The 19,866-nt window shown below is 61.2% G+C and carries 17 protein-coding genes; 3 read left to right on the forward strand and 14 right to left on the reverse strand.

Annotated elements, in window-relative coordinates:
- Positions 1-12 precede the first annotated feature (12 nt).
- The 5 genes from glnE to ettA form a co-directional block, all read right to left on the reverse strand.
- Entirely contained in the window at positions 13-2,910 is a 2,898-nt protein-coding gene (gene glnE, locus BN4575_RS17865; RefSeq protein WP_068979204.1) for a bifunctional [glutamate--ammonia ligase]-adenylyl-L-tyrosine phosphorylase/[glutamate--ammonia-ligase] adenylyltransferase, read from the reverse strand.
- A gap of 159 nt (positions 2,911-3,069) precedes the next feature.
- The gene (locus BN4575_RS17870) at positions 3,070-3,516 is read right to left on the reverse strand and encodes a GNAT family N-acetyltransferase (protein WP_068979205.1); all 447 of its coding nucleotides are present in this window, start codon (positions 3,514-3,516) and stop codon (positions 3,070-3,072) included.
- Between the two features lie 161 nt (positions 3,517-3,677).
- Complete coding sequence (locus BN4575_RS17875; RefSeq protein WP_068979206.1) at positions 3,678-5,021, reverse strand: NCS2 family permease; 1,344 nt, start codon at positions 5,019-5,021, stop codon at positions 3,678-3,680.
- A 297-nt stretch (positions 5,022-5,318) separates the two neighbouring features.
- Positions 5,319-5,648: a hypothetical protein gene (locus tag BN4575_RS17880; protein ID WP_068979207.1), complete on the reverse strand. Its 330-nt coding sequence runs from the start codon at positions 5,646-5,648 to the stop codon at positions 5,319-5,321.
- Positions 5,649-5,741: 93 nt separating this feature from the next.
- Positions 5,742-7,409, reverse strand: a complete 1,668-nt coding sequence (ettA, locus tag BN4575_RS17885; protein WP_068979208.1) for an energy-dependent translational throttle protein EttA — start codon at positions 7,407-7,409, stop codon at positions 5,742-5,744.
- Positions 7,410-7,652: 243 nt separating this feature from the next.
- On the opposite strand from ettA, the gene BN4575_RS17890 reads away from it, so the two are divergent.
- Together BN4575_RS17890 and BN4575_RS17895 are read left to right on the forward strand one after the other, a co-directional pair.
- Positions 7,653-8,228 carry a Crp/Fnr family transcriptional regulator gene (locus tag BN4575_RS17890; protein WP_068979209.1) on the forward strand — a complete coding sequence of 192 codons (576 nt, stop codon included), beginning with the start codon at positions 7,653-7,655 and terminating at the stop codon, positions 8,226-8,228.
- A 57-nt stretch (positions 8,229-8,285) separates the two neighbouring features.
- The gene (locus tag BN4575_RS17895) at positions 8,286-8,792 is read left to right on the forward strand and encodes a YgjV family protein (RefSeq protein WP_042018105.1); all 507 of its coding nucleotides are present in this window, start codon (positions 8,286-8,288) and stop codon (positions 8,790-8,792) included.
- Between the two features lie 107 nt (positions 8,793-8,899).
- Here the strand turns inward: BN4575_RS17895 and mtnN are convergent, their stop codons facing one another.
- From mtnN to BN4575_RS17920, 5 genes are all read right to left on the reverse strand, one after another.
- On the reverse strand, positions 8,900-9,736 hold the full coding sequence (gene mtnN / locus BN4575_RS17900; protein WP_068979210.1) for a 5'-methylthioadenosine/S-adenosylhomocysteine nucleosidase: 837 nt from the start codon (positions 9,734-9,736) through the stop codon (positions 8,900-8,902).
- 129 nt (positions 9,737-9,865) lie between these two features.
- Entirely contained in the window at positions 9,866-10,717 is an 852-nt protein-coding gene (locus BN4575_RS17905) for a lytic transglycosylase domain-containing protein (RefSeq protein WP_068979211.1), read from the reverse strand.
- A 155-nt stretch (positions 10,718-10,872) separates the two neighbouring features.
- Positions 10,873-11,073, reverse strand: a complete 201-nt coding sequence (locus BN4575_RS17910; RefSeq protein ID WP_042018101.1) for a hypothetical protein — start codon at positions 11,071-11,073, stop codon at positions 10,873-10,875.
- A 167-nt stretch (positions 11,074-11,240) separates the two neighbouring features.
- A complete protein-coding gene (locus BN4575_RS17915) occupies positions 11,241-12,254 on the reverse strand; it encodes an NAD-dependent epimerase (protein WP_068979212.1) in 1,014 nt (337 codons plus the stop codon).
- Positions 12,251-13,630: a UDP-glucose dehydrogenase family protein gene (locus BN4575_RS17920; RefSeq protein ID WP_068979250.1), complete on the reverse strand. Its 1,380-nt coding sequence runs from the start codon at positions 13,628-13,630 to the stop codon at positions 12,251-12,253. Before BN4575_RS17920 ends, BN4575_RS17915 begins: the two co-directional genes overlap by 4 nt.
- Before the next feature lie 242 nt (positions 13,631-13,872).
- Here BN4575_RS17920 and BN4575_RS17925 point away from each other — a divergent pair, with 242 nt between their 5' ends.
- Positions 13,873-14,484, forward strand: coding sequence for a YitT family protein (locus tag BN4575_RS17925; RefSeq protein WP_005349421.1), 612 nt, complete (start codon positions 13,873-13,875; stop codon positions 14,482-14,484).
- Positions 14,485-14,585: 101 nt separating this feature from the next.
- On the opposite strand, the gene BN4575_RS17930 is transcribed toward BN4575_RS17925, so the two are convergent.
- The 4 genes from BN4575_RS17930 to BN4575_RS17945 form a co-directional block, all read right to left on the reverse strand.
- Positions 14,586-15,632: an ABC transporter ATP-binding protein gene (locus tag BN4575_RS17930; RefSeq protein ID WP_068979213.1), complete on the reverse strand. Its 1,047-nt coding sequence runs from the start codon at positions 15,630-15,632 to the stop codon at positions 14,586-14,588.
- Complete coding sequence (locus BN4575_RS17935; protein ID WP_141689861.1) at positions 15,629-16,624, reverse strand: ABC transporter ATP-binding protein; 996 nt, start codon at positions 16,622-16,624, stop codon at positions 15,629-15,631. Before BN4575_RS17935 ends, BN4575_RS17930 begins: the two co-directional genes overlap by 4 nt.
- A gap of 31 nt (positions 16,625-16,655) precedes the next feature.
- The gene (locus BN4575_RS17940; protein WP_068979215.1) at positions 16,656-18,473 is read right to left on the reverse strand and encodes an extracellular solute-binding protein; all 1,818 of its coding nucleotides are present in this window, start codon (positions 18,471-18,473) and stop codon (positions 16,656-16,658) included.
- 149 nt (positions 18,474-18,622) lie between these two features.
- On the reverse strand, positions 18,623-19,666 hold the full coding sequence (locus BN4575_RS17945) for an ABC transporter permease (protein ID WP_013724081.1): 1,044 nt from the start codon (positions 19,664-19,666) through the stop codon (positions 18,623-18,625).
- Positions 19,667-19,866 lie beyond the last annotated feature (200 nt).

Below are 19,866 nucleotides of genomic sequence, written 5' to 3' on the forward strand. Positions count from 1 at the left end.
CGTGGACGGGAATTATTCCCCCAGCAGCTTTTGCCAGACCGCCAGCACGTGGCTGCGCTCGTTTTGCAGCTGATCGTCGCTCACCTTGCGGGAGATCTCCGAGAGGTTGAGGCGATGACCGAGGTTACGGATCTCCAGATAGGCGTGCTTGAGCCCCTCAGCCTGCTCCAGCGTCAGTACCCCCGCCATCACGCACTCATCGAAGATGCGCACGTTATCGGACCAGCGGGTAAGGGCATCCGGTTCGCTAGCTGCGTAGGCCAGCACCAGATACTGGGCGATAAACTCGATATCCACCATGCCACCGGCGGATTGCTTGAGGTCGAACTCCCCTGCGCCCGCTTTGAGCAGGTGATCCCGCATCTTGTGGCGCATCTCGCGCACCTCGCGAGCCAAAGTCGGCAGCTCCCGCTCCTTGGCCAGCACATCGCGGCGGATGCGGGCAAACTCGGCAACGATTGCATCGTCGCCATAGATGGGGCGGGCCCGTACCAGCGCCTGATGCTCCCAGGTCCACGCCTCGTTTTGCTGATACTGCTCATAGGCCGAGAGGGAGGAGACCAGCAGGCCGGAGTCGCCGGAGGGGCGCAGTCGCATATCGATCTCGTAGAGGATCCCGGAAGGAGTGCGGGTGCTGAACAGGTGCAGGATCCGTTGGGCGAGACGCAGGTAAAACTGGCGGCTGTCGATGGGTTTGCGCCCGTCGGTGTAGCTGTTGGGGTCACCGCCGTGCAGGAACACCAGATCGAGATCCGAGCCGTAGCCGAGCTCGATGCCGCCCAGCTTGCCGTAGGCCACCACCGCAAAGCCGCGCTGGCCGCTCACTGCCACTTCGGGTGGCACCCCGTAGCGCTCGCTCATCTGGGCCCACGCCTGATTGACCACCTCTTCGGTGATCGCCTCTGCCAGCCAGGTGAGGTGGTCACTCACCTTCATCAGCGGCAGGGCGCCGGCGATGTCGGCCGCCACGATGCGCAGCAGTTGCACCTGCTTGAACTGGCGCAACGCCTCCATCTGCTGTTCCACGTCCTCCTCCGGGATGCGCAGCAGGAACTGGCGCAGCTGGGGCTTGTACTGATCAAGCGGGGTGGGGTGGTAGAGGTGCTGGGGATCGAGCAGCTCGTCCAGCAGGATGGGGTAGCGGGCCAGCTGCTCGCTCACCAGATGGCTGGCATCGCACAGCCGCACCAGCTGGCGCAATGCAGCCGGGTTTTCCGCCAGCAGCTGCAGATAGGCGCTGCGGGTGAAGATGCGGGTTAGCAGTTCGCACACCCGCTCGAACAGGCGGGCGGGTTGCTCACTGGCCACCACCAGCCGCAGCAGCTCCGGCATCAACCAGTCCAGCGCGATGCGCCCCTGCGGCCCCACCTGACGGCGCTTGTACTCCTCCTTGAAGCGCAGCAGTGCAGCGCAGAGCGGGGCGGGCTCGGCCACCCCCTGCGCGGTCAGCAGTTTTTCCAGCTCGGCGGCGTCGAGCTCGGTGCGCCAGAGATCGAGCCAGAGCTGCTCCAGATGGGCGGGAGCCTCTTTCTCTTCCCCTACCACGGCGGCGAACTCCTGATGGACGGCGGCCATCTCTTCATCCAGATGAGCCATAAAGGCGCCCCAGTCAGCAAAACCCAGAGCAGCGATCAGCCGCTGGCGATCCCGCTCTTCGGTAGGCAGGGTCTGGGTCTGCTGATCGCCAATCTCCTGCAGGATGTTTTCGACCCGGCGCAGGAAGCGATAGGCCGTCAGCAAGCGGTCGCAATGGGCGGATTCGAGGGCGCCACATTGGGCGATGGCGGCCAGCGCCTCCGGCAGGTGACGCACCCGCAGCGCCGGTTCGCGTCCACCGCGGATCAGTTGCAGCGCCTGGGCGATAAACTCCACCTCGCGAATGCCGCCAGCCCCCAGCTTGATGTTGCCCTCCAGCCCCTTGCGGCGCACCTCGGCGGCGATCATCGCCTTCATCTGGCGCAGGCCGTCGATAACGCCAAAGTCGATATAGCGGCGAAACACGAAGGGGCGCAGCATCTCGGCCAACTCAACTGCGTGCTCGCACTGGGGCCCCAGCACCCGTGCCTTGACCATGGCGTAGCGCTCCCAGTTGCGGCCGTGGTGCTGGTAGTAATCCTCCATGGCGGCAAAGGAGATGGCCAGCGGCCCCGCATCGCCAAAGGGGCGTAAGCGCATGTCGACCCGGAACACCTGACCATCCTGGGTAGGCTGGTGGAGGGCGTTGATGATGCGCTGCCCCAGCTTGATAAAGAAGGGCTGGTTGGCGAGCTCACGCCGTCCGCCGACCGTGTAGCCGTTCTCGGGGAAGGTGAAGATAAGGTCGATATCCGAGGAGAAGTTCAGCTCGCCCCCCCCCAGTTTGCCCATACCGAGGATGAGCAGCGGCTGCGGATTGCCGTCGCCGTCCATCGGGGTGCCCAGCTCGCTGCACTGTTTGGCGTAGAGCCAGTCGCGGGCAGAGCAGATGAGGGCATCCGCCAGCTTGGTGAGGTGGATAAAGCTCTCTTCCACCGCGGAATGGCCCAGCAGCTCGCGCCAGGCGATCACCAGCATGCGGCTGCGGCGGAACTGGCGCAGGATGCGCTTGAGCGCCTCTTCATCACTCACCTCGGCGAGCAGGGCGGTCAGATCGCGCTGGTAGGCGGGCCAGCGTTCGGCCCGATCCAGATCCCCGGAGGCGAGCAGTTGTGTCAGCAACTCCGGCTGTTTGAAGAGGGAATCGGCGACAAAATCGGAGAGGCCAAGCAGGGTCAGCAGGGTGTGGCGAACCGGCTCGGGCAGGTCGCCATAGTCGGGGGCCAGCTCGACCAGCCGCTGCCACTGGCGCTCGGCCTGTTCTTGCAGCAAGGGCGGGAAAGCGGTGATAGATGGGGAGATTGATGCTGGGAGAGAAGCAAAATGCTGGGCCACGGTTGCCGTCCTTGTGGTTCACGACAGGTGGTTAACGACACGGGGTTAACGAAACTGCCGGTTCAAAATGGTGGCTGCCAATCTAGCACTGTCAGGCCCCCGCGTCACAGCGCAGGGGCGAGAAGCATGATCCGGCGGGAATTATTGGCTGCCAGCCATTCAGGTGCGCTGGTAGATGGCGGGGTGGTAGATCTCCATCAGGCTGCCCGGGTTGGCGAGCGGCGCAAAGCCAAAACCGGCATAGAGGCCGTGGGCATCGGAGGTGGCGAGGGCGAGACGCCGCAATCCCTGCAGCTCGGGATGGTCGACGATGACCGCCATCAGCGCCTTGCTGTAGCCGCGGCCGCGATACTCTGGCAACACAAACACATCGGCCAGATAGCCGAAGGTGGCTTTGTCGGTGATGACCCGGGCGAAGGCGACCTGCTGACCGTCGACATAGCCGCCAACGCAGAGGGAGTGGTTGATGGCCCGCACCACAGTGCTGTGGGGAATGCCCCGGCACCAGTAGGCCTCTTCCGATAAAAAGCGGTGGATTAGTGGCACATCGAGCCGCCCCTTGTCGTCACTGATCTCGAATTGAAACTGCTCTTCTCTGTTCTGCATCCTGGCTCCTTGCTGGATGGTGATGGACATTTTCTGGCTATCGACAGCCATGTTAACAGTTTTGCCTGACGGGGTGAGCGTTGCGCTGCCACCCTTTTTAACCCCGGTTATAAAAATGGGCCCCCGATATCGGAGGCCCATTTTATTGGTGGAACAGCAGCTTAGTGGCTGTCGACCCAGACGAACTTGAGCACGAACAGCAGGGCGACCACCAGCACGCAGGGGTTGATCTCGCGCCAGCGGCCGGTGCCAGCCTTCATCACGCAGTAGGAGATAAAGCCGATGGCGATCCCCTCGGTGATGGAGAAGCTGAACGGCATCATCACGGCGGTCATGAAGGCCGGTACCGCTTCGGTCAGATCTTCCCACTTGACCCGGGTCAGCTCGGAGCACATCAGCACGCCCACGTAGATGAGGGCGCCAGCGGCGGCATAGGCCGGCACCATGGCGGCAACCGGGGAGAAGAAGATCGCCAGCAGGAACAGGACGCCAGCCACGATAGCAGTGAGGCCGGTGCGACCGCCGACGGCAACGCCGGAGCTGCTCTCGATAAAGGCGGTGACCGAGGAGGTGCCCATGAAAGCGCCGCCGACGGAGCTGACGCTATCCACCATCAATGCCTGTTTCATGCGCGGGAAGTGGCCGCGATCATCGGCCAGCTTGGCGCGGTTGGTGACGCCAATCAGAGTGCCGGAGGAGTCGAACAGGTTGACCAGCATAAAGGAGAAGATGATCCCGGCGAGGCTGATATCCAGCGATCCCATCAGATCCAGCTGGCCGAACACCGGCTCTATGCTGGGGGGCATGGAGACGAAGCCCTTGAAGGTAACATCGCCAAACAGCCAGCCCAGACCCGTGGTGACCACAATGGCGATCAACACGGCGGAGTGGACGCCACGGGCGGAGAAGATACAGATGATAAAGAAGCCAAGCAGCCCCAGCAGGCAGGGCAGGGAGGTAAGGTTGCCCACGGTCACCATAGTTGCGGGGCTGGCGACCACGATCCCGGCGTTGTGCAGGCCCAGCAGGGCGATGAGCAGACCGATACCGGCGGTGATGCCAACCCGCAGGGTGAGCGGGATGTTGCCGATCAGCCAGTAGCGCACCCGCAGCAGGGTGAGGATCAACAGACCGATGGCGCCCCAGAAGATGGTGCCCATGCCCACTTGCCAGGAGTAACCCATACCTGCGACCACCACGAAGGCGAAGAAGGCGTTGAGTCCCATGGCGGGGGCCAGGGCGATGGGCAGGTTGGCCAACAGGCCCATCAGGATGCTGCCGATACCGGCGATCAGGCAGGTGGTGACGAACACCGCCTGGGTGTCCATGCCCGCAGCAGAGAGGATCTGCGGGTTGACGAACACTATGTAGACCATGGTCAGAAAGGTGGTGATGCCGGCGATCACTTCGGTGCGGGCATTGGTGCCATGGCCTTGCAGGGCAAACAGGCGCTCAAGCAATCCTTGCCCGGCGGCCTGGTTGGCAGCTTGGTGTTGTTGGTTCATGTTGGATTCCAATAGGTGACGTGAAATAAGCAGCAGGGGACCGGGCTATTCCATCCATGCGGGGTAAATTGCCCTGATCTTGGTGGTTAAGTAACCAAACTCGTCCTGATACCGTGACAGTGCGCACATTTTTACACAGGCGGTGCCGTTTACAAACCCTGGATCTGCGAGGTAGATCAATGAATAGGGTAAAAATTAAAACGTTTGCTTTTTGAACAGCAAAAAAGGTTCTCACCAGAGAACCTTTTATCGACAACTTGCTATCGAGAATGTTTTATCGGAAGCCAAGGCCGGGAATTAGAGGGTTTTGAAGTAACGCTCCACCAGTTGGGCCAGCACCGAGTCGAGTCGGTCTTGTACCTCACCGAGTTCGCGGCCGAAGCGGCGCAGAAACAGGCTAGCCTGCTCTTCGGTCAGCTTGCGTCCCTCGATGAAGAACTCCTGTTCCGGCAACTGCTTGTCGTAGCGGGGGATCAGCACCCAGCTCACCAGCTCGGGATCCACGGCGGCAAAAATCTTGGCGGCAGCGGCACAGAAGGTCTCTATGTGCTCCTTGCCATCCGGCCCGAGGCAACCCGGTTCAACCCGGATCTGGATGGTCAGTTTTTTCTCTATTGGGGTCGTCATCTTGCTACATCCATGCAAAGGCATCCGTCTTGGATTGTAAGCTAAAAGGAAATAGAAAGGGGAGCCGAAGCTCCCCTCAACACGCAGTCAGCCTTATTTGGTGATGCGCTTGTACTTGGCTCGATGGGGCTGGATCGCCTCGGCGCCGTAGGTCTTCTTCTTCCACTCTTCGTATTCGGTAAAGTTACCTTCGAAGAAGGCAATATTGCCCTCGTCCTGATAATCCAGAATGTGAGTGGCAATACGGTCGAGGAACCAGCGGTCGTGGGAGATGACCATGGCGCAACCCGGGAACTCCAGCAGGGCGTTCTCGAGGGCGCGCAGGGTTTCGATATCCAGATCGTTGGTCGGTTCATCCAGCAGCAGCACGTTGCCGCCGGTCTGCAGCAGCTTGGCCAGATGCAGACGACCACGCTCACCACCGGAGAGTTCGCCAACCCGCTTCTGCTGGTCGGAACCCTTGAAGTTGAAGCGGCCGATATAGGCACGGCTCGGGAACTCGTAGGTGCCGATGCGCAGGATATCCTGACCGTCGGCGACCTCTTCGAATACCGTCTTCTTGTCATCCATGCTGTCGCGGAACTGATCCACGGAAGCCAGCACCACGGTTTCACCCAGGGTGATGGCGCCGGAATCCGGCTGCTCCTGACCTGACATCATGCGGAACAGGGTCGATTTACCGGCACCGTTAGGACCGATAATGCCGACGATGGCACCCTTCGGAATGGCAAACGACAGATCGTCGATCAACACCCGATCACCGTAGGATTTGCGCAGGTTGGCCACTTCCAGCACCTTGTCGCCGAGGCGCGGTCCGGGCGGAATGAACAGCTCGTTGGTCTCGTTGCGCTTCTGGTAGTCGTTGGTGTTGAGCTCTTCGAAGCGAGCCATACGGGCCTTGGACTTGGCCTGACGGCCTTTCGGGTTTTGACGCACCCACTCCAGCTCTTTCTCGATGGACTTGCGACGGGCCGCTTCGGAACTTGCTTCCTGCGCCAGACGGGCGTCCTTCTGTTCCAGCCAGGAGGAGTAGTTGCCTTCCCACGGGATACCCTCGCCGCGGTCCAGCTCCAGGATCCAGCCCGCTACGTTGTCGAGGAAGTAACGGTCGTGGGTGATGGCTACCACAGTGCCTTCGTAGTCGTGCAGGAAGCGCTCCAGCCAGGCTACGGATTCCGCATCCAGGTGGTTGGTCGGTTCGTCCAGCAGCAGCATGTCCGGCTTTTCCAGCAGCAGACGGCACAGTGCCACACGGCGGCGCTCACCACCGGAGAGGTGCTGGATCTTGGCGTCCCAGGCTGGCAGGCGCAGGGCATCGGCCGCACGCTCCAGCTGGTTTTCCATGTTATGGCCGCCCTGAGCCTGGATGATGGCTTCCAGCTCGCCCTGTTCGCGGGCCAGCTTGTCAAAATCCGCATCCGGATCGGCGTAGGCCGCATAGACCTCGTCGAGACGGGCCATGGCGCGCTTCACCTCGCCGATCGCCTCTTCGACCGCTTCGCGCACGGTCTGCTCCGGATCCAGCTTGGGCTCCTGGGGCAGGTAGCCGATCTTGATGCCGGGTTGCGGACGGGCTTCCCCTTCAATATCGGTGTCGATGCCAGCCATGATGCGCAGTAGGGTGGACTTACCGGCACCGTTGAGACCCAAGACGCCGATCTTGGCGCCCGGGAAGAAGCTCAAGGAGATGTTCTTGAGGATATGACGCTTGGGCGGCACAACCTTGCCAACCCTGTTCATGGTGTAAATAAATTGAGCCATTGGCTAATTCTCTTCCTTTTCAGCAGGTTAATGTCTTGGCACTAACAGACTGATGTCGTGGTGGGGCCAGGTCGACACGCCGTCAACCCGGTTCCAAAAAACCCGTCGATTGTAAACCAATGGACAGGGGTGGGCAAAGGCGGCGCCCGGTTGGCGCTCCCCTTTGCCGCCGTGGTCACGTCTTGCTGCATCAGCCGGACAATCTTGGCATGATGTGGCCCTCTGTTTTGTCCTGGAGCCATCATGACCCCATCCCCTCAGGCACCCACTCTGGCCGCCTTTCTCAGTGCCATGGGATTGGATGCCGCCCTGAGCGCATCCCTCTGCCAGCGCTTGCCACGGCTGACGTTGCGCGCCGGTCAGGCGCTGTTGGCGCAAGGGGCGGAGCAGGATTCGGCGTTTTATATCGAAGCGGGCATCGCCCGTGCCTGCCACTACACCCGGGATGGCCAGGAGCGCTGCAAGGAGTTCTACTTCGAAGGGGAGCTTTGCCTGCTCTACGACAGCTGGCTCACGGGGTCGCCAGCTCGCTATCAGCTGGAGGCGCTGACGGAACTGCAAGTGGTGCGGGTGCCGCTCGCCCTGCTGGATGAGCTCGCCTGGCAGCCAGTCTGCATGGCCCTGTTGCGCCAGCAGCTCGGTTACAAGGAGCGCAAGGAGGCTTTTTTGTTGCTGCACTCCCCCGAGGAGCGCTATCGGGAGCTCTGCCACACCTTCCCTCACTGGCCAGCGCGGCTCACTCAGGTGCAGCTCGCCAACTACATCGGTATCAGCCCGGTCACCCTGTCGCGGATCCGCCGCCGCATTAACACGGGTTAATGCCGTCTGCTGGTTGCCACTTCATGCTGCGCCATCCAAACGAAGGATGAGGTGTGGATGATGTCGCTGTTTCTGTGGTCGCAACTGGTGGTGAGTGTGGCGCTGCTGCTTGACCTGGCCTCTTTTCAATTGCGGGATCGTCGGGGGATATTGGCCTGTCTGGCCCTCTCCTGCGTGCTCAATGCCGGTCACTTTGCCCTGCTCGGGCAGTGGTCAGCCGCCAGCCTGTTGCTGCTGGCCAGCGTGCGCTTTCTGGTCAGCATCTGGTTGGTTCGCAGCATCTTGATGTGGTTTTTCATGGGGTTGGCCTGTGCGGCCGTGCTGGCGACCTATCAGGGGCCGCTGGCGCTGCTTGGCCTGTTGGGCAGTCTGCTACAAACCCGGGCGGCCTTCTGCCAGGATGATCGCCTGCTGCGGCGCTGGATGCTGCTCGGCACCCTCTGCTGGTTGGCCAACAACTTGCTGGTGGGCTCACCGGTGGCAGCGCTGATGGAGGGGCTGTTTCTGGTCAGCAATCTGGTGGGGTATTACCGCCACTACGGGCGCAAGGTGGCTGTCTGTTGATGATGGTTGCTGACTGACTTGAGAGGCGTATGGAGGATGGCGGTCTGGTTGAGGCTGGGGGGGGGCAAGAGAGAGAGGCCGCCATTGCGGCGGCCTCTCTGGCACTATCAAGCCTTGTTAAAGCTGTTGATCAGGGCGTTGGTGTAGTCGATGACGAATTGCTGGCAGTGGATAGCCGTTTTCGGATCGAACTCCTCACCATGGAGATCGGTGTTGGAGAGCACCCGGATCCCGACAAAGGGGACCTTGTAGGCTTCGGCGACCAGTGCGGCAGCAGAGGTTTCCATCTCCTCTGTGGCGGTGTTGTAGGTCTGGTGCAGCCAGTTGATTCGCGCCACCTGGCGGTTCCACTCATCTGCAGTGCCGATGATACCTGCCACCACGCGACCGTGCTGATAACGGTCAGCCATACCCAGGGCGCGGCCAACCAGCTCGGGGTCGCCAGCAAACGAGGTGTGTTCTACCAGTTTGCCGTTGTCGCGCAGCCGCATGGTCACATCGAAGTTGTGCCATTTACGCGAGTCAATCCCTTGATCTGCCGGGGTAAAGTCACTGCGATAGGCCCCCATGTTGAAGCTCTTGGTACCGATGACGATGTCGCCGCGATGGAGCGCCGGGTCATGACCGCCTGAGGTGCCCTGATTGATGATGAGGCGCGGCTTGAAGCGTTCTATGGCCAGCGTAGTGGCTGCCGCTGCATTGGCCAGACCCACTTCGGTGCGGGAGATAACCACCGGATAGCCCGCCAGCGTGCCCTGCCAGAATGTCCATGCGCCGACAGTCAGCTCCTGCTTCTCTTGCAGGGCGGCGATCATGGTGTCCACTTCCACCTCCATGGCCCCCTGGATCAGGATGGGCGCGGTAGGGGTGTTTGGCGTATTGGCGGCAAATAGCGGTGCGCTCACCAGAGCGATCAGACACGCCAAGGATTTAAAGAAATTCATGTTTTACCTGTCAGGGCTGCGGGAAAGCGCCGGATTCTACTTGCAGGAAAACGATTGCGCAAATTTATTAATCATTTTGTGATTAGAGCGATTTATCTGGCTCCCCCGGTGGCGATAACTGCATCAGGGTTACTTGTGGCCGGCAAAATAGAGCACCCGTTTCACATACTGCCGGGTTTCGTCATAAGGCGGGATCCCGCCATAGCGCTCCACCGCTTTTTCCCCTGCGTTGTAGGCCGCCGAGATCAGCACCCAGTCGCCATCGAAGCGGCGATCCAGCCACTTGAGATAGGTGACGCCGCCCTTGATGTTCTGGGCCGGATCGAATGGCCGGGTTACCCCGAATCGCTGCTGGGTTTCGGGGATGAGCTGCATCAGCCCCTGGGCATTCTTTGGTGAAACGGCGCGGCTGTTGAGATTGGATTCGGCGATGGCAATCGCCAGTACCAGCCGGGCATCCACTTTGTGGTGCTTTGCGGCGTGACGCAGCATGGAGACCAGTTTCTGTTTGGCGGGTGGCTGGCGGGCAACCCAGGAGTCGACATTGAAGGGGGTGGAGGGGATCTGTGCCAGATAGCCACCCTGACCGCCACGGATCCCGATGCCGCACTGATCCCCCATCGGCGCATTGCCGATGCGGGCGTTGTAGTAGCGGGCAGCCTGTTGGTTGCCCAGGCGCATCGCCATGGCGAGATAGCTGTTGGCCAGTTTGGCACTGCGCACCGAGGCGGGGCCGGTAGCGAGCAGGCGACCGATCCGGAAATACCCTTCAGGGTTGCCGGTGCTGGCGGCGACACAGTAGAGGGCGATGGCCTTTTGCAGGTTGCCGCTGTGTTGGGCGTTCTGGCCCTGCTTGAGCGCCGTCAGCGCCTTGGGGGCCTGTCTGAAATCCCTGCCTTGTGCCATCGCCCGCGGCGTACCTGCCAGTAACAACGACAAAAAAAGCAGCAAAAACAGTCCGTTTTCGCTGATGTCCCGCATGGGTTATCTCCTGTTTGAGTACAGAAGATATAGAGGAACATGGCTGTTATCGCCACAAACCCAGTGGATCCTGTTGTTATAGCCCGGGGATTTCAGAGAGCAAAATGGTATGGAACTAACGGCATCTCGATAGTTTCACACCCTTTTTCATCCGGTTAGAAGTCGTGGTGATACTCCTGCTCATCGGCGTTGGCATCTGTGTTGGCATCGGGGAGGTCACGGTAGAATTGGCCAACTTCGCTCACGACCCAGAGCGAGAGCAGGGCCAGCAGGCTGAGCAGGGGCAGCAGAGAGTGGCTCTGTTGCAGGGCATAGGCCGCGATGGCGGCACCGGTCAAAAGCAGGGTTCGGATCATGGGTGGCTCCTTGTGGTCATGGGGGGCGTGGCTGCGAATCGCTTGCCTGGGGTCGGGCGTCGCTCCCAGGTGGCACGAGGCGAGTATATCGCGCGGCGCCGCTGCCGAGCCGTGGTGTCATCACGCTTGTCGTCGTCATTTCGGTTCTTTGGGCGGCTCCGATCTCGTCAGGAGGCTGGCCGGTAGTAGTCGAGATACCAGCGGACAAACGCGGCAACCCCTTCCCTGAGGGAGGTGGCGGGGCGCAGGCCGGTGAGGGTGTGCAGCGGTTCGCTATCGGCCCAGGTGGCGTGCATGTCGCCTGCCTGCATCGGCAGCATCCGCTTGATGGCGGGTTTACCGATGGCCTCTTCCAGCGCCTCGATAAAATCGAGCAGCCGTACCGGCTGGCCGTTTCCGATATTGAGGATGCGGTAGGGGGCGGCGCTCTCGGCCGCGCTCTGCTCGCTGGCGTGCCAATCGGGATTGGGGCGGGGCGGCTGGTCGGCCACGGTGAGGATCCCCGCGACGATATCGTCTATGTAGGTGAAGTCGCGGCTGAGATCGCCGTGGTTATAGACGTCGATAGGCTCTCCCGCGAGGATGGCGCGTGTGAACTTGATGATGGCCATGTCGGGGCGGCCCCAGGGGCCGTAGACGGTAAAGAAGCGCAGCCCTGTAGTGGGCAGGCCATAGAGCGTGGAATAGGCGTGAGCCATCAGCTCGCAGCTCTTCTTGGTGGCGGCGTAGAGGGATACCGGGTGATCCACCTGCTGCGCGGTGGAGTAGGGCATCTGATCCCCCATGCCATAAACCGAGCTGGAGGAGGCGTAGATGAGGTGCTGGATCCCGTGGTGGCGACACCCCTCCAGCACCGTCAGCATGCCGGTGAGGTTGCTGTCGGCGTAGGCGAACGGATTGTCGATGGAGTAGCGCACCCCCGCCTGTGCCCCCAGATGGATCACCCGCTCGAAACCGTGGCTGGCAAATAGGGTCGCCATCGCTTCGCGATCCGCCAGATCCAGCCGCTTGAAGTGAAAACGGGGGAGGGCTTTGAGCTGTGCCAGCCGCGCCTCTTTGAGGCTCACCTCGTAGTAGTCATTGAGGTTGTCGATCCCCACCACCTGATGGCCTGCGGCGCACAGCTGGCTGGCTACGTGAAAGCCGATAAAACCGGCGACGCCGGTGACCAGATAGATCATGGTTGAGTCTCCGGGTTGCAACTGGTGTTGGCAGGCTGCGTTTTGGCGGGAAGATGCGGCCGCCCGATGGCGTGATAGTCAAACCCGAGCTCGCTGAGCTGGCGCGGATCATAGAGGTTGCGGCCATCGATGATGACGGGCTGGTTGAGCAGGGCCTTTAGCTGCTGGAAATCGGGGGCGCGAAACGCCTGCCACTCGGTGCAGATCAGCAGGGCATCGGCCCCTTCCAGTGCAGATTCCTGAGTCGGGCAGAGCAGCAGATCCGGCCGCTGGCCGTAAAGCTCATGGGCACGCTCCATCGCCTTGGGATCAAAGGCCTGTACCCGGCCACCGGCAGCCCAGATGGCGGCCAGCAGCGGGCGGCTCGGCGCATCGCGCATATCGTCGGTACCGGGTTTGAACGCCAGTCCCCACAAGGCGAAGGTGCGGCCGCGCAGATCCGGCCCGAAGCGGGTCAGCAGGGTTTGCGCCATCTTCTGTTGCTGGCGCAGGTTGACCTGCTCGACCGCCGCCAGCAGCGGGGCATCGTAGCCGACACTCGCCGCGGTATGGCGCAACGACTTGATATCTTTGGGGAAGCAGGAGCCGCCGTAGCCGCAGCCCGGGTAGATAAAGTGGTAGCCGATGCGAGGATCGGCCCCCATCCCTTGCCGCACAGCCTCGATATCGGCCCCCAGCTGCTCGGCGAGTGCTGCCATCTCGTTCATAAAGGAGATCTTGGTGGCCAGCATGGCGTTGGCGGCGTATTTGGTGAGCTCGGCGCTGCGCAGATCCATCACCACGATCCGGTCGTGATTGCGATTGAAGGGGGCGTAGAGGGCGCGCAACGGCTCAAGCGCCCGCTCGCTGTCACAACCGATGATGATGCGATCCGGTCGCATGCAGTCGTTGACTGCCGCTCCCTCCTTGAGAAACTCGGGGTTGGCCGCCACTTCGCAGGCGAGGGGCAGCCCACGGGCGGCCAACTGCAGCTCAATGTGTTCTCTTACTTGCTGCGCCGTGCCGACCGGCACAGTGCTCTTGGTCACCACCAGCTTGGGGCGGCTCATCAGTCGGCCTATGGTGTCGGCCACCGCCAGCACATGTTGCAGATCGGCTGAACCATCCTCGTCAGCCGGGGTGCCCACGGCGATCAGCAGCAGGTCGGCGTGTGCCACGCCAATGGCGGGATCGACCGTAAAGTTCAGGCGGCCGCTGGCCTGATGGCTCTCGACCAGCGGGGCCAGCCCCGGCTCATAGAAGGGGATCTGCCCCAGCCTGAGGGCGGCGATCCGCTCGCCATCCACATCCACGCAGCAGACCTGATGGCCCACCTCGGCCAGAACGGCGGCCTGCACCAGCCCGACATAGCCTGTGCCAAAAATGGTGACCTTCATGAAAAGTGCCTCGTGCTGTGAATGGGGGATGGCGCGCTTAAACCGCGGCATGCTGCATCTTGGTGCAGCGAGTGTCAATGCCAGATGACAGGCACCAGAATGGGGCGTTCAGCCTGACTGTTGTGATCCTTTTCACAAAAAATAGACTGGACCCCATAACGAAGCCCTGTGGACAGGGCTCGCAGCCCGCCCGCAACGGCAGGCGACAGACACTCTCTCTTTACTTCGCTTGGATACAGGTTATGGACAACACCTCGATTCGCACTGCCCATCCTATTTATGAGGATGTGCTGGCCCTGCTGACGGCGGCCGGCTTTGTTTCCCTCGGCATCTTTCTGTTTCATCAGGTTGGCCTGCTCACTGGCGGCACCGCCGGGCTGGCGCTGCTGCTGCAAAAGGTGACCGGCATCAGCTTTGGCTTGCTGTTTTTCGGCATCAACCTGCCCTTCTATGCGCTGGCGTGGCTGCGGATGGGGCCCCGTTTTACCTTCAACACCTTCGTTTCGGTGGCGGCGGTCTCCTACATGACCGATCACCTCAACGGGGTGTTGCAGATCGGCAAGATAGAGCCCCTATATGCGGCGCTGATCGGCGGTACCCTGATTGGTATGGGGCTGCTCATTATGTTTCGCCACAAGTCGAGTCTGGGGGGCTTCAACATACTGGCGCTCTTTATTCAGGATCGCTTTGGCATCCGGGCGGGCAAGCTGCAGATGGGGCTCGATTGCGCCATTGTTGTTGCCTCGTTTTTCGTGGTGCAGCCCTGGATCCTGGCGCTCTCCATCGTGGCGGCGGTTATCTGTAATCTGGTGTTGACACTCAACCACAAGCCGGGCCGTTACCAGATTGCCTGACAAGCGGCAGCCGTGGCTCGATAAGACAAGAGTGACCCGATAGCACGAGGCGGCCTGATGGCCGCCTCGTCTGTTTCTACCCTGGGGTTTGTTCGCTGCGCCTAGCTCGCCTGCTCCAGCCTGCTGTCGCCGCTCATGGCGTTGCCACTGATGGCGCTGCCGCTGATGGCGTGACCACTGACGGCGAGCGGGGTGTGACAGGCCACCTGATGATGGGATTCATCACACGCCTCAAGCTTGGGCGCCTTGTTTTTGCACAGCTCGGTCGCATGGGGGCAGCGCTGGTGGAAGTGGCAGCCGCTTGGCGGCGAGATGGGGGAGGGCACATCGCCGGTCAGCAGAATGCGCTGGCTGCGCCTGCGCGGGTCCGGCACCGGAATGGCGGAGATCAGTGCCTGGGTATAGGGGTGACGTGGCGCCAGATAGAGCGACTGGGCATCCGCCAGCTCGACGATCCGTCCCAGATACATCACTGCAATCCGATCCGAGATGTGTTTGACCACCGACAGATCGTGGGCGATGAAAATGATGGAGAGGTTCATCTCCCGCTGCAGGCTGAGCAGCAGGTTGACGATCTGCGACTGCACCGAGACATCGAGGGCCGAGACTGCCTCGTCGCACACCAGCAGTTTGGGCTTGAGGGCGATGGCGCGGGCGATGCCGATCCGCTGGCGCTGACCGCCGGAAAACTCGTGGGGGTAGCGATCCACCGCGCTGCCCGGCAGGCCCACTTTTGCCAGCAACTCCTGCACCCAGCCGCGGCGCTGCTCAGTGTTGCCTTTACCGTGGATGATAAAGGGCTCCTCCAAAATCTGGCCCACGGTGTGGCGGCTGTTGAGGGATTCTGCAGGATCCTGAAACACCATCTGCATCTCCTGACGCAGGGAGCGCATCTCCTTCGGGCTGAGGGCGGTGATATCGCGCCCCTCGAAGGTGATGGTGCCCGCGGTCGGCTCGAACAGCTTGAGCAGGCTGCGTCCGAGGGTGGACTTGCCGCAGCCCGACTCACCCACCAGCCCCAGCGTCTCCCCCTGTTTCAGGTCGAAGCTGATGCCATCCACCGCATGAACCGTATATTGCTTGCGCAGGAACCCGCCTCCCAGCCGGAAGTGCTGTTTCAGATCCCTGACCGATAACAGAGTGCTCATACGGTCAACTCCTTCCAGTAGTGACAGGCGACATGGTGGCGCGGATTGAGTTGTTCCACCGCCGGAATGGCGCTGATACAGAGATCGGTCGCGTGGGGGCAGCGGTTGGAGAAGCGGCAGCCAGCGGGCATCTCGTGCAGGGCCGGTACCTGTCCCTTGATGGTCTTGAGCAGGCTCTTGGGCTCATCCTCAAGGCGCGGGATCGAGCTCATCAAGCCGTGGGTATAGGGGTGACGGGGGTGGTCAAACAGCTCGAACACGTCGGCCTGCTCTACCGCCCGCCCGGCGTACATCACCACCACTTCGTCGCACAGCTCTGCAACCACCCCCAGATCGTGGGTGATAAAGATGATGGCCATCCCGGTCTGGGCCTGCAGCTCTTTCATTAGTTCGAGGATCTGGGCCTGAATGGTGACATCCAGCGCCGTGGTCGGTTCATCGCAGATGAGCAGGTCCGGCTCGCAGGAGAGCGCCATGGCGATCATCACCCGCTGGCGCATACCGCCGGAGAGGTTGTGGGGATAGACCGCAAAGCGCTGGGCCGGTTCCGGGATCCCCACCTTCTGCAGCATGGCGATAGCCGCGGCTTTGCGCTGGGCCTTGTCATACTCGGGGCGATGGAGGCGAAACACCTCCATCAGCTGTTCTCCCACCGTCTGCACCGGGTTGAGGGCCGTCATCGGCTCCTGAAAGATCATCGAGATGCGGTTGCCGCGCACCTTGTACATCTGATCTGGTGCCAGAGTGAGCAGCTCCTCCCCCTGAAAGCGGATGGAGCCGGCTACCACCTGACCATGGGGTTTGGGCAGCAGCCCCATGATGGCAAGCGAGGTGACGCTTTTGCCGCAGCCGGACTCGCCGACGATCCCCAGAGTTTGACCCGGGGCCACCTTGAAGCTGACCCCGTCGAGCACCTTGATCTTGCCGTCATCGACGGTGAACTCCACCTCGAGATCGCGCACTTCGAGGATTGGGGCCTGGGTGTTGGGCATAACAGCTGCTCCCTTCGCAATGGCCTGAATATCAATGACGTGCATAGGTCTTGTCGAGCAGGTTGATGGGCGCCAGCGCCTCCCCTGCCTCCTTGGCGTTGCGGGTCTCTTCCTTCACCTTGGGATCGAGCCAGAGCAGACCGCCACTACTGTGAGGATAACCGTCCATCGGCCAGTAGAGCAGATCCGGCGTGTTCTTGGTGGCGGGCACTTCCGGCAGCATCACATAACGCCAGCTGCTGGCCCGCACATAGTTGAGCTGCACCCCGGGCACGAAGATGGCGAGATCATAGATGCGCTGCTGGATCTGCTGGGAGAGCTTGGCCCGTTTGGCCATGTCGAATTCGACGCGGTAGGCATCGATCAGCGCGTCCAGCTCCTTGTCAGCCACGTTGAACAGGTTGTTGGTCTGCGGTTTGTTGGCGTTGGCGGAGTGGAAAAACTCCCAATATTGCGGATAGAGACCGCCGCCGCCCCAACCGAGCCAGGCAGCCTCGTGTTTCTTCTCCAGCATCACCTTGAAGCCGGTGGCGCCATCCACCAGATTGAGCTCCAAATCCAGACCCGCCTTCTTGGCCTCCTCTTTCAGCACGGTCAGTCGCTTGGAGTGCTCCTGACTGGTGTAGGTGAGCGCCAGCGTCAGCCGCTCACCCTTCTCATTTTGCAGGATGCCGTCCGGCCCCGGCTTGTTGTAGCCGCCCTTGGCAAAGTACTCCCGCGCCTTGCCGATGTCATAAGCCCGCTCCGGCAGGGTGATGTCAGTGAACTCGCCAAAGCCCGAGTCAAAGGTGGTGGCTCTGTCATAGTCGCCGCGCAGCACGGTCTCGATCATCTTGTCGATGTTGAAGGCGTGCTGGATGCCGAGGCGCACGTTTACGTCCGCCAGCTTGGGGTTGGCCACATTGAGGTGCACCCCCTGACCGCCCTGTTTGGTGTCGGTCATGGCCATCACCTTCTGCACGTAGCCTTTTTTGTACTCCGGGGTGACCGCTTTTTCATGCCACCAGTTGGGCAGGATCATCTCGAAGGTATCGATCTCCCCTTTCAGGAAGTGGCGGAAGGCGATGTTGTGGTCGCGGATCACCTGTACCTTGATGGTGTCGATGTTAAATCTGTGCTGGTTATAGCGATCGTCTTTTGCCCACCAATCCTTCTGCTTGCTGAAGGTGACCGACTTGCCCTTCTTGACGTCGCTGATCACGTAGGGACCTGTGGTGGGCACCACGGCCCAGTTGTACTGCTTCACCCAGTTGGGGGTCAGCTTGTAGTAGTGCTTGGGCTGGGGCCACAGCTCGGTGGTGTTGAGCAGGTCCATCTTGGCCTTGCGGTTGCCCGCTTTGACCATAATGGTGTGATCATCGATCTTCTCTACCGCTACCACTTCAGTGATGTAGTAGTTGTTGAACCAGGGCCCCTTGATGTGTTTGGAGCGCATCATCTCGTAGCCGAAGGTGTAGTCATCGGCATTGACCGGCTTGCCATCCGACCATTTGGCGCGGGGATCCAGCTTGAAGTAGACGGTCTGGCTGTCTGGCGCGATGGCCCAGTGGGTCGCGAGCGAGGGGATGGGGTTGCCGGTATTGGGGTGAAAGCTGATGAGTCGCAACTGGTTATCGAGAATAAAGGAGCGGAACGAACCGTTGGAGTCAGGCCCTACGGTGCGGAACGTCAGCGGAAAGCTCTCCACAAACATATTGAGGTTGCCACCCGGCAGCGCCTTGGGGGAGGCGAACACAGGATCCGTGTCGTTGGTCTCCCATTTGAGATCCGCGGGCAGGCTGGCCGCCCAGACCCAGGATCCGTTTACCAGCACAAAGAGAGCACCTATCCATTTGATTTTATTTTTCATGTTTGACTTCCAGGTCTGGCCCCTGCACTGGGGGTCTTGATTGATAACGGGATTATCCCTTGCTCCCGGGACCGCCGATGGCGGCGGCCCGTCCTTCATTAATCACTGTTCGTTACCCGGCGCCTGCCGATGCGCTGGCATCGGCTGGCTTATTGGTAACGGGTAAATTTGCGCGGGTCGAACGCCTCGCGGATCGCCTCGCCGATAAAGGAGACCATGATCAGCACCAGACTCACCGCAGCCACCACCGAGCTGACGATCCAGATGGCATCCAGATTGTTGATGCCCTGGGAGAGCAGCTCCCCCCAGCTCGGGGTCGGCGGCGCAAGGCCAAAGCCCAGATAGTCGAGTGCCGTCAGGGTGGAGATATTGCCCACCACGGCGAATGGCGCCAGGGTGACGATCATCATCAGGGTATTGGGCAGGATGTGGTTGAAGATGATCCGCCCGGTGGTCGCCCCTTGCGCTCGCGCCGCCATCACATAGTCCCGCGCCCGCTCCTTGTAGGTGAGGGTGCGCATATACCAGGTGATCCCCATCCAGCCGAACAGCACGTTGATGGCGACAAACAGGCCGAAGTTGGGCTTGGCCAGCGACACCAGGATCATGATGACGTAGAGAAACGGCACCTGGGACCAGATCTCGATAAAGCGTTGCAGGATGAGATCGAAGCGGCCGCCGAGAAAGCCCATCAGACAGCCGATGGTGACTCCGATGGCGTAACTGGCCGCCAGCGCGATAAAGGCAAAGCCGATGGCGATGCGAAAGCCGTAAACCAGTCGCGCCAGCACGTCGCGGCCGCTGGTGTCGGTGCCGAGGAAGTGGCGCTCAGCCGCGCTGGGGGCGTAGGGCGGGTAGGCATCCTCCTTGAAATCCTGCTCGTAGGGGTTCCAGGGCACCGGCGGCAGCAGCACCCAGTCGCCCTGGCCCTCTGCGGCAAATTTGGCCTTGAGCTGGCGGTAGTTGGTTTCGTACTCGTAATCGAGCCCGAACTGCTGACCGGGGATCACATCGCCATAGGTGGGGAAATGCAGCTGGCCCTGATAGCTCACCATCAGTGCCCGGCTGTTGACCAGCAGCTCCGCCAGCAGGGAGAGCAGCACCAGGGTGGTGAAGATGATGAAGGAGTAGTAACCGCGCTTGATCGACTTGAAGCGCTTGAGTTTTTTCAAGGTAACCGGATTGAGCTTCATGGTCAGTCTCCAAACCGCACGCGGGGATCAACGAGGGCAACGCAGATATCGGAGACGATATGGCGTGATATCAGCATCGGCATGGCAAAAAGGGTCTGGTTCATGGTTAGTCTCCAAACCGCACGCGCGGATCAACAGGAGGTGCAACGCAGATATCGGAGACGATATGGCGTGATATCAGCATCGGCATGGCAAGAGGG

Source organism: Aeromonas sp. EERV15 (assembly GCF_900079845.1).
Lineage (GTDB): Bacteria > Pseudomonadota > Gammaproteobacteria > Enterobacterales > Aeromonadaceae > Aeromonas > Aeromonas sobria.

Coding starts and splice junctions, on each gene's coding strand:
- BN4575_RS17880 (WP_068979207.1), bottom strand. CDS start 5,648: ATGACGACCCCAATAGAGAAAAAACTGACCATCCAGATCCGGGTTGAA.
- BN4575_RS17945 (WP_013724081.1), bottom strand. CDS start 19,666: ATGAAGCTCAATCCGGTTACCTTGAAAAAACTCAAGCGCTTCAAGTCG.
- BN4575_RS17930 (WP_068979213.1), bottom strand. CDS start 15,632: ATGAGCACTCTGTTATCGGTCAGGGATCTGAAACAGCACTTCCGGCTG.
- BN4575_RS17920 (WP_068979250.1), bottom strand. CDS start 13,630: ATGAAGGTCACCATTTTTGGCACAGGCTATGTCGGGCTGGTGCAGGCC.
- BN4575_RS17905 (WP_068979211.1), bottom strand. CDS start 10,717: ATGCGGGACATCAGCGAAAACGGACTGTTTTTGCTGCTTTTTTTGTCG.
- BN4575_RS17875 (WP_068979206.1), bottom strand. CDS start 5,021: ATGAACCAACAACACCAAGCTGCCAACCAGGCCGCCGGGCAAGGATTG.
- ettA (WP_068979208.1), bottom strand. CDS start 7,409: ATGGCTCAATTTATTTACACCATGAACAGGGTTGGCAAGGTTGTGCCG.
- BN4575_RS17915 (WP_068979212.1), bottom strand. CDS start 12,254: ATGATCTATCTGGTCACCGGCGTCGCCGGTTTTATCGGCTTTCACGTA.
- BN4575_RS17890 (WP_068979209.1), top strand. CDS start 7,653: ATGACCCCATCCCCTCAGGCACCCACTCTGGCCGCCTTTCTCAGTGCC.
- mtnN (WP_068979210.1), bottom strand. CDS start 9,736: ATGAATTTCTTTAAATCCTTGGCGTGTCTGATCGCTCTGGTGAGCGCA.
- BN4575_RS17935 (WP_141689861.1), bottom strand. CDS start 16,624: ATGCCCAACACCCAGGCCCCAATCCTCGAAGTGCGCGATCTCGAGGTG.
- BN4575_RS17940 (WP_068979215.1), bottom strand. CDS start 18,473: ATGAAAAATAAAATCAAATGGATAGGTGCTCTCTTTGTGCTGGTAAAC.
- BN4575_RS17910 (WP_042018101.1), bottom strand. CDS start 11,073: ATGATCCGAACCCTGCTTTTGACCGGTGCCGCCATCGCGGCCTATGCC.
- BN4575_RS17925 (WP_005349421.1), top strand. CDS start 13,873: ATGGACAACACCTCGATTCGCACTGCCCATCCTATTTATGAGGATGTG.
- BN4575_RS17870 (WP_068979205.1), bottom strand. CDS start 3,516: ATGCAGAACAGAGAAGAGCAGTTTCAATTCGAGATCAGTGACGACAAG.
- BN4575_RS17895 (WP_042018105.1), top strand. CDS start 8,286: ATGATGTCGCTGTTTCTGTGGTCGCAACTGGTGGTGAGTGTGGCGCTG.